This window comes from Streptomyces sp. NPDC001985 (assembly GCF_040296845.1).
GTDB lineage: Bacteria > Actinomycetota > Actinomycetes > Streptomycetales > Streptomycetaceae > Streptomyces.
In genome coordinates this window covers 1-14,609 of record NZ_JBEOYB010000053.1, presented here as the reverse complement: position 1 = coordinate 14,609, position 14,609 = coordinate 1, and the positions used below count along the sequence as shown (strand labels likewise).

Sequence of the window (14,609 nt, the reverse complement as noted above, 5' to 3'; positions counted from 1 at the left end):
ATAGTGCACTTATATCGTTACTTATATGGCTGTACAGGAGTAACTCTGCCTCCGAGCAGGCGTGTCGGCCGTGAATGGTTCAACGGACCCGCGCGCCGCACGGAGAAGGCGGCGGCCCGGCCGCCTCGGCGGGCTCGGGCCGGCCGAGGACCGGCGCGCCGGCGGTGCCCCGCCCCGGGGGTACGGCACGGTGCCCCCGGCGGCCCGTCTCCGGCGGCCGCGGCGCGCCCTCGCAGCGAGCACCGGCCGGGCCGCGTGAACGCGGGGCAGCGCTCCAGCGGCCTCTTCCGGCCGGTGGAGCGCGGCCCCGGTGGGTCCGTTCGCGCCGGGTGAGCCGGTCCCCGGCCGGCGTGAAGGCCCGCCGTTCCCTGTCAAGGAGCGCGGAACGGACCACTGTGCCGGAGATCAGGACAGTTCCCGCAGCGACCGGATGGACGGTCCCGGGGGAGGGCAGGACGGTTCCGCCGAACATGTCGAGCGATCCAGGGAGCGGAAGAATGAAGGCTCATGCGATGAGGCGGGTCAGGATGGTGGCGGCTGCGCTCCTGCTGTTCACGGCGGCGGCCACTCCGGCCGCCGCCGCGGCGGACAGTGGCTGGCAGGGCGCCGCCGACACCCCGTGGAACTGGAAGAACGCCAATGGAATGAAGTGTCTGGAGATACCGGGCGGCAGCACCGCCTACGCCTCACCCGCCACCCAGCGGACGTGCGACGGCACGAACTGGCAGCTCTGGGTGAATGAGGTCAGCGGGAAGCTGACAGAGATCAGAAACCACCACACGGGTATGTGCCTGGACGCCGCCAACGGCAGCACGGCAGACGGTGCGATCATCGCGCAGCGGACATGCAACGGTATGACATGGCAGAAGTGGCGTGCGTTCTTCCAGAGCAGCGGCGCCTATCAGATCGTCAACGAGCACTCCCAGAAGTGCCTGGAGGTCCTCGGCGGCAGCACGGCGGACGGCGCGAGTGTCGTCCAGCGCTCCTGCACCCCGGTGCCCTGGCAGTACTGGTACTGATCGCCGGCCGGAGACGACCGGCCCCGCCGGCCCCTCGCCCAGTGGTACGGAGCGCTCTGCCCGCCCCTGCCACGGGGGCGAGCAGCCCCGCGCGGGCGCCGGAACCCTCCGGACGGGGAACCCCGCTCCCGGCCCGACCGGCGGCCCGGGCAACCTCATGCGCCGGACCGCCGACCGGCGCCGGACCGGTGTCGTCCCACCCGTGCCACTCCGCCTCCCGGACGGCCGTCGGGATGAGGCTCCCCGGAGCGTCCTCGCCGGGCCCGGTGGTCGCCCGCTCCCCGGGCGCGCCGCCCCGCGCCTCCCGGACCTGGTGCACTCGCCCCCGGGCCCCGGGAGAGCGGTGTGGGGTCCGAGTCGTCCGCGCGGCGGACCCCGGTGACGGCGACGGTGCCCTCCTGGTCCGGCAGCCGGGCAGGGGCCCCGGTGCCGCGGCCGGCGGATCGACCCGGCCGGCGGCAGGCTGGTGTCGTGCCCGGCGCCCGCGCCGACGGGACGAGGGCCCCGTCACCGCACACGAAAACCCCGCGACCCCGGCGGTCGTCCCCGGGATACTGGGCGCCCATGGACGAGGTCGAAGTCGTGGTTGCCCATGCCGAGCGCGCCACCCTGCGCGTCGGTGACATGTTCCTGAAGGTGGACGCCGATCAGGCGCGCGTCGACGCCGAGGTCGAGGCGATGTCCCTCGCGCCGGTCCCGACCCCGGCGATCCTGTGGCGCGAGCCGCCCGTACTCGCGATCGCCGCACTCCCGGGGACGGCGCTCGGGCGCCTCGGCGGGCCGTCGGCCGGGTCACCCGGGGCATGGGCCGCGGCGGGCGCCGCCCTCCGTACGCTGCACGACGCGCCCCTGCCGCCGCGGACGGGCCGGGCCGGCCGGAGCACCGTCGCCCTGGCGGCGGAACTCGACGACGAGTGCGCGTCGCTCGTGACGAACGGTGTCCTCCCCGCCGGCCTGGTCACCCGCAACCGCGAGGTCGCCGAGGCCGCGCTCCGGCCGTGGACACCGGCGTTCACCCACGGCGACCTGCAGATCGCGCACGTCTTCGTCGACGGCGGCAGGGTCACCGGCATCATCGACTGGTCCGAGGCGGGCCGGGGTGACGCCCTGTACGACCTGGCCACCCTCACCCTCGGACACGAGGAGCACCTCGACGACGTCATCGCCGGCTACGGCAGCGGCGTTGATCTCGGCGTGATCCACGCGTGGTGGTCGCTGCGAAGCCTGCTCGCGGTTGGCTGGCTGATCGAGCACGGCTTCGACCCCTTCGCACCGGGCTGCGAGGTCGACGTGCTGCGGTCCCGGATGTGAGGCCGCGCGGGCCGGGGGACCGTTGTCAGTGGCGGGTGCCATCATCGCCGTACGGCCTCGGTGGAGGGGAACCCCGTTCGACCGGCGGGAGTTCGCCACCCCCGGTGGCGCGGGGTGTCCACCGGCGGACGGAGGCGCGCCCCACCGGGCCGCCGGTCGGCCCACGGACAGGACGGAGGAGGGCGATACTGATCGTGAGAGTCGCTCTCGGCACGCGGGGCAGACGCCCCGGACACGGGCCGGGCGGCGCGGACGTACCTGTGCCGGTGTCTTCGAGGGGAGCTGTTCATGACCACGGCGAAAGACCTGTTCATCATCGCCATGGGCCCGGAGGCCGGGCACTCCGTGGGACAGGGCGATCTGTCGCTCGCCCTCGCGGGGGCCGAGCTGATCGATCTCATCGGTGCGGGGACGGTCGCGGTGGACGGCGACCGCATCGTGCCGGGCGGGCCGCCGGCCCCGGACGACCGGCTCGTGGCGGGGGCCGCGGCGGAAGTCGTCCGGCAGGAGCCCCATGAGCGGATCGAGGAGTGGCTGTGGCGCCGGGGCCGGGATCTGTCGGCCGTGTACCAGGCCGCCCTGGAGGAGGACGGCGAGCTGATCCGCGGGCGAAGCGGCGCGTCGCCCTTCGGTCCACGGCGGGTGGAACCGGCCGACACACCCTCGCGCCACCGGGCGGTCTCCCGCTGGGAGGAGGCCGAACCCGTCCTGGGCGCCCTCGCCGCGGCTGTGGGTATCGGCACCGAGGAGTCCGGCGATGAGCCCGGCCTCACGGACGAGGCGGTGACCGCCGTGGTGGCCGCCGTCCACGACGCGGTGATGGAACTGGAGGCCGTGCGCCAGAGGAGGTCCATCGAGAGCGCGGCCTTCGCCAACCTCTGGCGCGGGGTCTGAGCGCGCCGGGGAGGGCGCGGCGCCGCACCGGGCGGCGAGGGGAGAGAGCGGCCACCGGCCGGCAGCGGGGACGACGCCCACCGCGGGTGGTGCCGGGCCGGCCCGGCCACCGCCGTACGGGACAGCGTGAGCGCGGGCCCGCCGGGGCGCTCACGCGCGGAAGGGCGAGGCCCAGGGGACCGGGCCGGTGACCGCCCGGGGAGACGGTCCCGCTCAGCGCGTGGACACCCGGAAGGTGCTGAGCACGGCCTTGTGGTCGGTCGGCCACGTCCAGGTGGGCTCCCAGAACCTCTCCCTGCCCGGCTCCTGGACCCGCTCGTTGCGCACAATGGTGCTGGACGGGCCGACGATCACGCTGTCGAGCAGCCGTATCCGCCGGTCCGGGTGGTAGAAGACGAAGTCGATCCGGTCCCGCTCGTCCGCCTTCGGCGCCCAGGTGAGCTGCCCCACGTCGGCGCCCGGGTTGTCGCTCGGCCAGGTGAAGCCCGGCCTGCGGACGGGGTCCGGGTGGATCACGCGATAGCTGTCGCGGAAGCCGGCGTCCTCGATCGCCTTCGTGGTCGACCACATGACGACGGCGCCGTTGTGGTCGAACCGGTTCCGGGTCCGGCGGGTCCAGTCCCGGTGAGAGGGCTCGTTGAAGTCACCGGCCAGCAGCGTCAGCCGCCCCTTGGCGCGCTCCCTCGCGGCGTCCGCGAGCACCGTCCTCGTCACCTTCGTGCGTCCCGACGCCGTGTTGAGCCGTGTGATCAGCCCGGTATCGGTGACCGGACCGGTCGGGATCTCGTTCCAGCCGTACTCGGAGGTCTCCAGGGGCGACGGCGTGCCGCCGCCGTAACCGCGCGGCAGATAGGTGACGTAGTAGCGGTACTCCAGATGCCCGGAGTAGGCGGCGACCTCGGTGCCGTCGACCGAGACGACCGCCTTCGACCAGTACGGGAAGGACGCGTGCTCGATGATCGGGTAGCGCGAGATCACCGCGGGGTCGACCGGGTTCTCGTTGTCGAAGTAGGTCAGCCCGCGCTCGGCGAGATCGGCCAGGAGATGGGCCACCCGCTCCGGGTTCGACTCGCTGAGCATCACCACGTCCGGTTCCACCGCGGCGATGGTGTCGGCGATTCCCGCCCGGCCGCCCGGCACCCGGCTGCCGCCGAGCCAGATGTTGAACTGCATGACCCTGAGCGTTCGGTGCGAGGGCCCGCGGTGCTTCCGCCCGTCCCTCGGGGCGGCCTCCGCCGTTCCCGTGGCGAGCACTCCCGCTCCGACGGTCGCGCCGACCATCCCGAGCACTTCGCGACGCTTGACCATCCGTGACCTCCAGTGAGTGCCATGTATCCATGGCCCGGTCACGATCCGACACGGGCCGGGACAAGCGTCGAGGCCTCTCGTGTATGACGCGTGAACTCAGGAGCAACGTCAGATGTTGAATGATCAATAGTGTCTCCGGGGGGTGGTGCGGCCGTCAGCCGCACCCTCGCCCACCGGCCCCGGAGCACATGACAAAGGCAAGGAGAGCGCTCTCCTTGCCATGCTCAACTTATAGCGCACGGGGGGGCTTGCCACAAGGCCCCGGTGCCGGCGGAAAATCGTCCACCGACGCCACCAGCAGGTGGTTCGACGGAGTGGGAGGCGCCGGTCGCGATGACGGAGACGTACGTGCTGGATCTTGAAGAGGCCGACGAGACGCGGACAGCGGCCGTCGGCGGCAAGGGCGCGCAGCTGGGCGGGCTGTCGCGGATCGACGGCATCCGCGTGCCGGACGGTTTCTGTGTGACGACGGATGCCTTCCGGCGGGTGATGGCGGATGTCCCGTCGATCGGCGACCGCCTCGACCGGTTGTCCCGGGTGGACCCGGACGACCGGGAGGCCGTCCGCACGCTCAGCGCGGAGATCCGCCGGGCCGTCGAGGGGACCCCCGTCCCGGACGACCTCGCGGAGGCGGTCACCGGCGCGCTCTCCCGGCACGGCGAACGGGCCACCGCCTATGCCGTACGGTCCAGCGCGACGGCGGAGGATCTGCCGACGGCCTCCTTCGCCGGGCAGCAGGACACGTATCTCAACGTGGTGGGGCCGGCGTCGGTGCTCCGGCACATCAGCCGCTGCTGGGCCTCGCTCTTCACCGAACGGGCCGTGGTCTACCGGCGGCGGAACGGCATCGACCACCGCACGGTCCACATGGCCGTGGTCGTGCAGCGGATGGTGTTCCCGGAGGCGTCCGGCGTCCTGTTCACGGCCGACCCCGTCACGGGCAACCGGAAGGTCGCCACCGTGGACGCCGGTTTCGGTCTCGGTGAGGCCCTGGTCTCCGGTCTGGTCAACCCGGACGTCTTCGCGGTGCGGGACGGTGGGATCGTCACCAGGACCATCGCCGCCAAGGAGCGGGCCGTCCACGCCCTGCCGGCCGGCGGCACGCGGGAGGTGGCGGTCGACCCGGGGCGGCAGCGGGAGCCCGCGCTGACCGATGCGCAGGTCGTCCGGCTCGTCCGGCTCGGGCGCCGGATCGAGGGACACTTCGGCCGCCCGCAGGACATCGAATGGTGTCTGGTCGAGGACGGTTTCCGGATCGTTCAGAGCCGGCCGATCACCACCCTGTTCCCCGTTCCCGCCGCCGAGGCCGGCGACCCGGAGAACCGTGTCTATGTCTCGGTCGGCCATCAGCAGATGATGACCGACCCCATGAAACCCCTGGGTCTGTCCGTGTGGCAGCTGACGGCCATGGCGCCGATGCGGGAGGCGGGCGGGCGGCTGTTCGTCGACGCCACCGGGCGGCTGACCTCGCCCACGGGCCGGGCCGGCCTCCTGGAGCTCATCGGCAGAGGTGACCCGCTGGTGCGGGACGCGCTGGAGACCGTTCTGGACCGCGACGACTTCATCCCGCTGCTCCCGGACCCGGAACCCGGCCCGGCCCGGGACCCCGGCGGGCCGCCGGCCCCGATCGGGACGGACGCGGCCGTCGTCACCGGGCTGGTCGAACGCAGCCGGGCCTCGGTCGCGGACCTGGAGCGCGCTGTCGCGACGAAGACCGGACCGGCGCTGTTCGACTTCCTGCTGGAGGCCTTCGACGAGCACCGGCGGGTGATCGCCGATCCGCTGAGCCTCCAGGTCATCACGGCGGGAATGGAAGCCACCTGGTGGCTCAACGACCGGCTGCGGGAATGGCTGGGGGAGAGGAACGCGGCCGACACGCTCACCCTGTCCGCCCCCGGCAACATCACCTCCGAGATGGGACTGGAACTCCTGGACGTCGCGGACGCGATCCGCCCGCACCCCGAGGTGGTGGCGTTGCTGCGGCGCGTCGCCGACGAGGACTTCCCGGACGGGCCGGACGACTGGCTGGACGCGCTGGCGGAGCTGCCGGGCGGAGCCGGGGCGCGCGAGGCCCTGGAGGGCTACCTCGACCGGTACGGCATGCGCTGCACCGGCGAGATCGACATCACGCGACCGCGCTGGCGCGAGCGGCCCGACGCACTCGTTCCGGCGATCCTCGACAACATCAGGAACTTCGGGCCGGGCGCCGCCGGCCGGCGCTTCGAGGAGGGGCGGCGGACGGCGCTGGAGAAGGAACTCGACGTGCTGGCCCGTCTGCGGGCCCTGCCGGACGGGGACCGCAGGGCCGACGAGACCAAGCGGATGATCGACCGGGTGAGGACCTTCATCGGCTACCGCGAGTACCCGAAGTACGACATCGTCAGCCGCTACCTCGTCTACCGGCGGGCTCTGCTGGCGGAGGCGGCGCGCCTGGCGCGGGCCGGCGTGCTGACCGAGCGGGAGGACGCGTTCTTCCTCACCTTCGGGGAGTTCCACGAGGCCGTGCGCTCACGGCGGGTGGACGACGGGCTGGTCCGGCGGCGCGCGGAGGAGTTCCGGTCGTACGCCGCGCTCACCCCGCCCCGGGTGCTCACCTCCGACGGCGAGGCCGTCACCGGGACGTACCGGCGCGAGGACGTGCCGGCCGGTGCCCTGGCCGGCCTGCCGGTCTCCGCCGGGACCGTCGAGGGAAGGGCGCGGGTCGTCCTCGACATCGCGGACGCCGATCTCGAAGCGGGCGACATCCTGGTCACGACCTTCACCGACCCCGGCTGGTCGCCGCTGTTCGTCGGGATCGCGGGCCTGGTGACCGAGGTGGGCGGTCTGATGACCCATGGCGCGGTGATCGCCAGGGAGTACGGTCTGCCGGCCGTGGTGGGCGTGGACCGCGCCACCCGGCTGATCCGGGACGGGCAGCGCATCCGGGTGCACGGAACCGACGGCCACATCGAGTTCCTCACCTGACCGCCGGTGCCCGGTTCCTCGGACGGTGTGCCGGGGCGGCGTCGTGACCGGTGGGCAGGGCGTGCGGGTCCGCCCCGTACCCGCGGCCGGGCACCCTTGTTGAACCGACTGTCACGCGGCGGGTGCGCTGCCGGTCTCCGGCGCGCCCGCCGCTCCGCGTGTCCGGGCCGACGGCCGGCGGGGCGCGGTTCAGCCCGGCGGGGATCGCTTCCCGGAGCGGCCGGAGAACGGAACAGGGACGGAATGGCCGAGCCCATCTCCTCCGCGAAACGCTGAACAGCGTGTCCGGAAATTCGGTTTATTCCTTGTCCGTTCGTGGGTGCGAGGTCCTCAACGCGCCGATCAGCGGTCGACGACGATCAAGCCATTCCCTGCGCTGCGGCCCCCGATAGCGTGGGCGGTATAGACCGGTGGCAGTTCGCGGCCAACGGATGGATCTTGGTTGCGCATCCTGTCCGGGTGCCGAACGAGCGCCTCGCGATGGGCGGCCGCAGCCCGGATCGCGCCGCCCGGCCGGCTTTTCGAGCACGGCCCGGAACCTCGCGCGGGATTCGCGAAAGGTCCCGGCCACTCGTGCGTTTCCTAACGGTGTGTCAAAATGCGAGGCGTGCGACCGGAAACGCAAACGCGCCTACCACAATCCGCGTCGACTGCGCACTCTCCGGGCGGCGAGATCGAGTCCGTTGTGACGATCCGAACCAGCGGCCGGAAAAACACCTAAATCGCCAGAATTGAGGTTGGGGCCGCCCGCACGATGTCTGGTTGACCTCAGTCAGAGGCGGTACGGTCATGTCCACGGTTGTACCTGGCTGTTCGTTCGATCGCTGTAGATGCATCATCGAAGCCCGCTGCGGCGGGTACTTGAGTGTAGGGGACCAAGGGGAGCGAACCAGGGACTGCGGCGGGAATGCCGCAGAGAATGAGAGTGAGGGCATGTGTCAGCAGCGCGCGGCGGTGAGGATGTGAGCGCTCTTGTCCGGCGGCGTTCCGACGCTCACCACATTGTCGAGGTGGGTTCCCGGAATCGGGCTGCGTCGTTCTGCGATGTCCCGGTGCATGGGGGTGGGGAGACGGGGATGAACGGACACTGGATTCCGCACATCGAGGTCGCCTTACTGGGTTCCCTGGTTGTGCGGGTGAACGGAAATCCGGCGGTGCCGTCCGCGCCGAAACTCAGACAGCTCGTCGCGCTCCTGCTGCTGCACGCGAATCGCGCGGTCACGATTCCCGTGTTGGCCAAGGAGCTGTGGGAGGATCACCCGCCTCCGAGTTCGGTGGCCACCCTCCAGAACTATGTGCGTCATCTGCGCAAATTCCTTGGGAAATCGCTGGGTGTCACGCCCGAACAGGTCATGCGCGATGTTCTTCTGACGAAGTCCGGTGGATATCTCTTCCATATCGAGTCCGGTGAGACGGATCTTCAGGTTTATGAGCGAACCCTCGCCGATGGGCGGGCCGCCCTCGCCGAGGGGCGCGATGAGGTGGCGTCGCATCGCATCGGGGAGGCATTGAGTGTGTGGCGCGGCTCCCCGATGGCCGATGTGAAGCCGGGGCCGCTGCTCGACGTACAGATCATGCGGCTCCGGGAGTCCCGGCTCATCGCGCTGGAGCAGCGCATCGAGGCCGATATGCGGTTGGGGCGGCACTACGACGTTCTGAGCGAGTTGATAGAGCTGGTCGCCGAGCACCCGCTGAACGAGAGTCTGCACGCCCAGCTGATGCTCGCCTTTCACCGCTGTGGCCGTCGCTCCCAGGCTCTGGCCACCTTTCAACGGCTGCGTCGGCTGCTGAACAAGGAGTTGGGCGTGGGGTCCTCCCTGAGACTGGAGAGGCTGCACCGGGCGATCCTCACCTGCGACCCGATCCTGGACATCCCACAGAACACGGGAGCCCATGTGGTGGTCAACCGGCTGATCGGCACGGTTCCCCGATCGGCCTGAGCCCCTCGGCGATCTCCGCCCCGTGCCGGTGCCCGGGCAGCCGTCGACGGGGACCCGGCCCTGTCTCTCCCCGGCGCGGGCGGTGCCGCCGTCCCGGTCACAGCAGCGCCGGGCCGTGGGGTGGGGTGGCGGGCGCGAAGACCGGGAGTCCGCGCAGCCGCTGAAGACCGAGTGCTTCCAGCTCCGCCACGTGCTGGCGGCTGAGCGCCATGAGGAAGTCCTCCTGGGCTCGGGCCATGGCCCGGCGCTCCCGGATGTCGCCGGCGTACATGCGCACCAGATCCCGGCCGATGGCGATGTGCGCGGGCTCGTCCGCCTCGATGGTCTCGATGTCCTTCATGATGTCGGGCGAGGTGACCAGCCGCAGGACGTTCTTCTCCTGCCGGTCGTGGACCGAGAGGACGACCTCGCCCGAGTACTGGTTCGCCGCCGCCAGTTCGGCGGCGGAGGCGCTGCTCACCTGGGTGCTCAGCATCTCCCGCAGATGGGAGGGGACCGAGTAGCGCTGGAGCCGCCACTCGCCGTTGCGCCGTTTGACGGCGGCGGCGAATATCTCGTAATGGCGGGTCTCCTCCACGATCTGCTGGGTCAGCCGGAGTTTGAGCAGCACTTCGGAGTCCGGGAGCAGGGTGATCTGCCGGGCGGGGGTGACCGCGCCGAAGTACCACTCCCCGAACGACCGGCGCCGCAGATAGGCGATCTCCCGTTCGATCCGCTCCTCCGGCGGCACACCGAGGAGGGCGTAGGCATCGGGGTCGTAGAGGTCGTTGGCGATCGCCATGGCGCGGTCGTAGAGCGTGTCGGCGAAATCGGTGTCCGACGGTTCTCCCAGACGGGAGTCCTCCAGAGCCGAGAGCTGGGGCAGGGAGAGAGAGGCTCCCTCATCCATGACTTTCCTCCTTGACGGACCCCGGAGGGGCGGTGGACCGGCCGGACCGGTGAGGGGGGAGTGCGCACGCGGTGCCGGCGGCCGCGTCCGGGTGTCGTACGACGGCTCACCGGGCGGTGGCTCACCGGGCGGTGGTCCACAGGGCGGTCGTGGGGTGCCGGTCGGCGGGGCGGGATCGTTCACGGCGCCGCTCCCTCCCGCCCGCCGGCGAGCGCCGTGCGCACGGTGCCGAGCACCTCGTCCCGGCAGTGGTCGATGAAGAAGTGCCCCCCGGGGTACAGGTGGGTGGCGCAGGGGCCGGAGGTGTGCCGCTTCCAGCCGTCGAGCTGCCCGGCCGACACCCAGGGGTCGCCGTCACCGCCGAACACGGTGACGGGACACTCCAGCGGGGGACCGGGCGACGGCACATAACTCTCGCTCATCGCGAAGTCGGCCCGGACGACGGGGACGACATGGTCCATGAGCGCGGCGTCGTTGAGGATGTCCTCGGGGGTGGCGCCGTACTCGCGCAGGACCTGGATCAGCGATTCCCGGTCGAGCCGGCTGAACGGCCGCTCGGGGCTGCGGATGTGCGGCGCGGCCCGGCTGCACACGAACAGGTGCGCCACCCCGCGGCCCATCGCCTCCAGCCTCCGGGCCACCTCGAAGGCCAGGACCGCGCCCAGGCTGTAGCCGAACAGGGCGATGGGCTCGCGGTCGGCGGCGAGGACCGGTGTGAGCGAGTCGGCGACCGTGTGGAGATGGCGGGCGGGCGGGAGGCGGGTGAGCCGGCCGCGCCCGGGCAGCTCGATCGTGACCGTCTCCACGTCGGGGGCGAGGTGTGTTCCCCAGGAGCGGTAGAAGGTCGAGGACCCCCCGGCGAACGGCAGGCAGTACAGGCGCAGACGGGACGCGGGCAGCCGGTGGTGGCAGTCCAGCCAGTCCGGTGTCACCACAAGGGAGTCGGTCATCGGGCCTCCGCCGCGAGGGTGCCCGGCAGCGGCAGCGCCGCCGGCCGGGCGGTGAGCCGGACCGGCATGCGCTTGAAGCCCGCGACGAAACTGGACACCAGGTGATCCACCGTCCCCGCCGGCTCGATGCCCTCCACCCGGCTCGCCAGCTCGGAGACGAACAGCCTCAGGGCGACCCGGGCGAGTCCGGCGCCGATGCAGAAGTGCGGTCCGTAGCCGAAGGCGACATGCCGGTTGGGCGTGCGCGCGACATCGAAGGTGTACGGGTCGGGGAACACCGCGTCGTCGCGGTTGGCCGAACCGAGCCAGGCCGTCACGGGCTCACCGGCCCGGATCAGTTGTCCGTGCAGCTCGATGTCGCTGACCGCGTACCGCATGAAATGGCTGGCCGGTGAGGTCCAGCGCAGGCCCTCCTCGACACAGGTGTTGATCAGGGCGGGGTCCCGGGCCAGCCGGGCGTACTGGTCGGGGTGTTCGGCGAGGGCGAGGACGGTGCCACTGGTGGTGTGCGGGGTGGTCACATTGGCGCCGAGCAGCAGGCTGTAGCAGTTGAACAGGATCTGCTCGTCCGTGAGCGGCTCCCCCTCGAACCGCATGGACATCAGCACGCCGATGAGGTCGTCGCCGGGGTCGCTCCGGTCGCGCCGCTTGAGCTCCTCGTGGAAGACGGCGAACAGCTCGTGGTGCGCCTGGCGCAGGGTGTCCAGGGGGGTGCCCTGCTGGTAGTCGGGGTCGTCGTAGGCGATCGTCATGGTGGTGAGCCGCGCGGTGTGCGCCCACACCTCGGACGGGATGCCCATGAGCGTCCCGGCGAAGGCCATGGGGAACATCAGCGCGGCCTGCCCCAGGTCAAAGACCTCCCCGTCCAGCGCCGGCTCCAGCAGATCGAGAGCGATCTTCCGGAACTGCGCCTCCCTGGCCTGGACCGAGCGCATTCCGAGGGCCCGGTTGAGCGGCTCGCGGAGCCGGGTGTGCTCGGGCGGGTCGGTGTCGGGCATCATCTGGCCCGCCGCGATGTCGGGCATGTTGAGATCGACGATGCAGAGCATGGTGCCCCGGCGCGAGGTGAACTCCTGGTGGCTGCGGAGGACCCGGCACACATCGGCGTGGCGGGTCACGGCCCAGAAGGCCTCCCGGCCGTTGAGGGCCGGCTGTTGGTGGAGCGGCTGATCGCGGCGGAGGCGGGCCCAGAGGGCATGGGGGTCCCCCTCGGCGTAGAAGCGGGAGTCCAGCAGATTGACGGAACCCGGGTCGACCGCGGTGTCCGGAGCGGAGGAGGTGAGTTTCACGCGGGCTCGCTCCCGTCGTGGTGCGGGGTCGTGGAGCACAGATCCGTGACGACCCGGGTGAGCCCGGCGACCGTGGGCGACCGGTAGAAGGAGCGCGGCGGCACGTCCACGCCGAAGGACTGCTGGATGGTCTCGGTGAGCCTCATGGCGAGCAGGGAGTTCCCGCCGTGCACGAAGAAGTCGCCCTCGGGGCTGATGTCCTCGCGGGAGAGGACCTTCCGGAAGATGTGCAGCAGTTCGCTCTCGATGTCCTCCCCCGAGGGGGTGACGCGCATATCGTCCATGATCTCCACATCCTTGTTGGTGGCCTGCCCGCTCCGTGGTGGCCGGCCGCTCGGCGGAGCGGTCGCCATGAGCCCGGGTCCGCGGACGGCGAGCGACCCCTCACCCCCCGGTGGTCGGCGGGCGGTGCGGGGCGGCGCGCGCGGCGGTGTCCAAGGGTGAGTCCGGGTCCTCCTCCCGCACCGTCCCGGAGCCGTCCGTGTGCCGGGGCCCCGGCCCGGCCGGCCCGCTTCCGGAGCGCGAGCCGAGGGGAAGGGTGGAGCTCCCGGGGATCGGGAGGGCAAGGGTGAATGGTTTCTTGAGTCGCGCCGGGAACGATGCCCTCCGGGGCGGCGGCGTCCGGCAGGCGGTCGGGGGAAGCGCTCGGTCGGGTGCTGCGGACATTCCGTCGGCCGGCGGTGTCCGCCGTACGGTCGCCGAATGCGGAGGGATTCTTCCCGGGCCGACCCGTCAGCGCTCAACGACGGTGTGCGTGATCGGCAGCGGAGTCTTGTCCCCGGAATAATACAGAGGTGGCTTCCGCTGTCGACACGCCTTGACGGCAACCCGGAAGATGCCTCTAATCAAGTCATGGTCACTTCGCTTCCATCGGAATGTTCCCGGGCTGTCGATTCGCTGGGGGAAAAGGAGTTCCGTGAAATATGTGGAGTGCGGGGGAGAGGATATGCACTCCCGTGGATTCAGCGGTCGTCAAGGTCCTCCTGAGCGGGCCGATTGCCTTCGGGACCCGCTCGCGGCCGTGCGCGGACGCGTATCCGTCTCGCCGGCGAGACAGAACCCACGACAGTCCGTCCGTGCCACGAGCGGCGGACCGACCACCAAGGAGGGGAACCCGTGGACGGGGCGACGACAGGGGCACAGCCGGCGGGCCGGCCGGCCATGGCCCGGCGAACCAGCGGATCGCGGTGGCTGCTGCGGCCCCCGGCGGAGGACTGCGAGATCCGGCTGTTCTGCTTTCCGTACTCGGGCTGCGGAGCCACCATGTACCGCAACTGGCCCGAGCGCATAGGGCGGATCGAGGTGCTGCCCCTCCAGCTCCCCGGCCGGGAGAACCGGATGCGCGAACCGCACTTCGCCACGTACGAGCGTCTCGCGGACGACTTCGCCGACGAGTTCGCGCCCTGCCTCGACCGCCCCTTCGCCTTCTTCGGGCACTGCGGAGGGGCGCTGCCGGCGTTCGAGGCCGTGGTGCGGCTGGCGGAGCGCGGGCTGCCCGCTCCGCTGCGGCTCTTCGTCTCGTCCCAGGTCGCCCCGCACGAGGGGCCCTACGGACGGTTTCTCGGGCTCTCCGACGATCAGCTGGCCGATGAGCTGCGCACCCTGCTGGGCGCCCTGGGCGGGGGCAGAACACCCCCGCCCCAGCTGCTCGAACTGTATCTGGAGGTCCTCGTCGCCGATGTCGAGGCCAACCGGAAGTACCGCAAGCCCGCCGAGGTCGGCATCCCCTGCCCGATCACCGCCATCGGCTGGGACCGGGACGCGGAGGTCCCCCACCGGCTGATGAGCGGCTGGCAGGACTGCGCGCCGACCCGGTCCGTCCTCCTCGGCGGCGAGCACTACACCTTCCTCGACGCCCCGGGCCCGCTGATCGACGTGTTCGCGGCCGACCTGCTGCCCTGACCCGGTCCGCCGGCGGCCCGCGGACCCGCCCGGCCTCCGCCCCCGGGGCGGGGGGCGGGCGGGCGGGGGCCGCGGGCGGGTCCGGCACGGCGGGGGGGGCGCGCCCCGGCCCCGCCGGGCGCGGGCGCCCCCCCGTGCCCCCC

At 71.7% G+C, this 14,609-nt stretch carries 11 protein-coding genes; 6 read left to right on the top strand and 5 right to left on the bottom strand.

What is annotated here, in order from left to right; translation table 11 throughout:
- Positions 1–512: 512 nt before the first annotated feature.
- The 3 genes from ABT122_RS23060 to ABT122_RS23050 all read left to right on the top strand — a co-directional run bounded on the left by ABT122_RS23060 (position 513) and on the right by ABT122_RS23050 (position 3,224).
- Positions 513–1,019: an RICIN domain-containing protein gene (locus ABT122_RS23060; protein ID WP_351555334.1), complete on the top strand. Its 507-nt coding sequence runs from the start codon at positions 513–515 to the stop codon at positions 1,017–1,019.
- 564 nt (positions 1,020–1,583) lie between these two features.
- Positions 1,584–2,330 carry a phosphotransferase family protein gene (locus ABT122_RS23055; protein ID WP_351555331.1) on the top strand — a complete coding sequence of 249 codons (747 nt, stop codon included), beginning with the start codon at positions 1,584–1,586 and terminating at the stop codon, positions 2,328–2,330.
- 288 nt (positions 2,331–2,618) lie between these two features.
- On the top strand, positions 2,619–3,224 hold the full coding sequence (locus tag ABT122_RS23050) for a GOLPH3/VPS74 family protein (protein WP_351555328.1): 606 nt from the start codon (positions 2,619–2,621) through the stop codon (positions 3,222–3,224).
- A gap of 213 nt (positions 3,225–3,437) precedes the next feature.
- Here ABT122_RS23050 and ABT122_RS23045 read toward each other — a convergent pair whose 3' ends face one another.
- Positions 3,438–4,532, bottom strand: coding sequence for an endonuclease/exonuclease/phosphatase family protein (locus tag ABT122_RS23045; RefSeq protein WP_351555325.1), 1,095 nt, complete (start codon positions 4,530–4,532; stop codon positions 3,438–3,440).
- Between the two features lie 333 nt (positions 4,533–4,865).
- Here ABT122_RS23045 and rph point away from each other — a divergent pair, with 333 nt between their 5' ends.
- Together rph and ABT122_RS23035 are read left to right on the top strand one after the other, a co-directional pair.
- A complete protein-coding gene (rph, locus tag ABT122_RS23040; protein ID WP_351555322.1) occupies positions 4,866–7,496 on the top strand; it encodes a rifamycin-inactivating phosphotransferase in 2,631 nt (876 codons plus the stop codon).
- Positions 7,497–8,572: 1,076 nt separating this feature from the next.
- The gene (locus tag ABT122_RS23035) at positions 8,573–9,436 is read left to right on the top strand and encodes an AfsR/SARP family transcriptional regulator (protein WP_351555319.1); all 864 of its coding nucleotides are present in this window, start codon (positions 8,573–8,575) and stop codon (positions 9,434–9,436) included.
- 97 nt (positions 9,437–9,533) lie between these two features.
- On the opposite strand, the gene ABT122_RS23030 is transcribed toward ABT122_RS23035, so the two are convergent.
- The 4 genes from ABT122_RS23030 to ABT122_RS23015 all read right to left on the bottom strand — a co-directional run bounded on the left by ABT122_RS23030 (position 9,534) and on the right by ABT122_RS23015 (position 12,848).
- On the bottom strand, positions 9,534–10,325 hold the full coding sequence (locus ABT122_RS23030) for a hypothetical protein (RefSeq protein ID WP_351555316.1): 792 nt from the start codon (positions 10,323–10,325) through the stop codon (positions 9,534–9,536).
- Positions 10,326–10,504: 179 nt separating this feature from the next.
- Entirely contained in the window at positions 10,505–11,275 is a 771-nt protein-coding gene (locus ABT122_RS23025) for a thioesterase II family protein (RefSeq protein ID WP_351555313.1), read from the bottom strand.
- Positions 11,272–12,564 (bottom strand): cytochrome P450, encoded by a 1,293-nt coding sequence (locus ABT122_RS23020; RefSeq protein WP_351555310.1) that lies wholly within the window; start codon positions 12,562–12,564, stop codon positions 11,272–11,274. The genes ABT122_RS23025 and ABT122_RS23020 overlap by 4 nt, the downstream gene beginning before the upstream one ends.
- Positions 12,561–12,848 carry an acyl carrier protein gene (locus ABT122_RS23015; protein WP_351555307.1) on the bottom strand — a complete coding sequence of 96 codons (288 nt, stop codon included), beginning with the start codon at positions 12,846–12,848 and terminating at the stop codon, positions 12,561–12,563. The genes ABT122_RS23020 and ABT122_RS23015 overlap by 4 nt, the downstream gene beginning before the upstream one ends.
- Before the next feature lie 832 nt (positions 12,849–13,680).
- Between ABT122_RS23015 and ABT122_RS23010 the strand changes: the two genes are divergently transcribed.
- Complete coding sequence (locus ABT122_RS23010) at positions 13,681–14,466, top strand: thioesterase II family protein (RefSeq protein ID WP_351555304.1); 786 nt, start codon at positions 13,681–13,683, stop codon at positions 14,464–14,466.
- Positions 14,467–14,609: the final 143 nt, after the last annotated feature.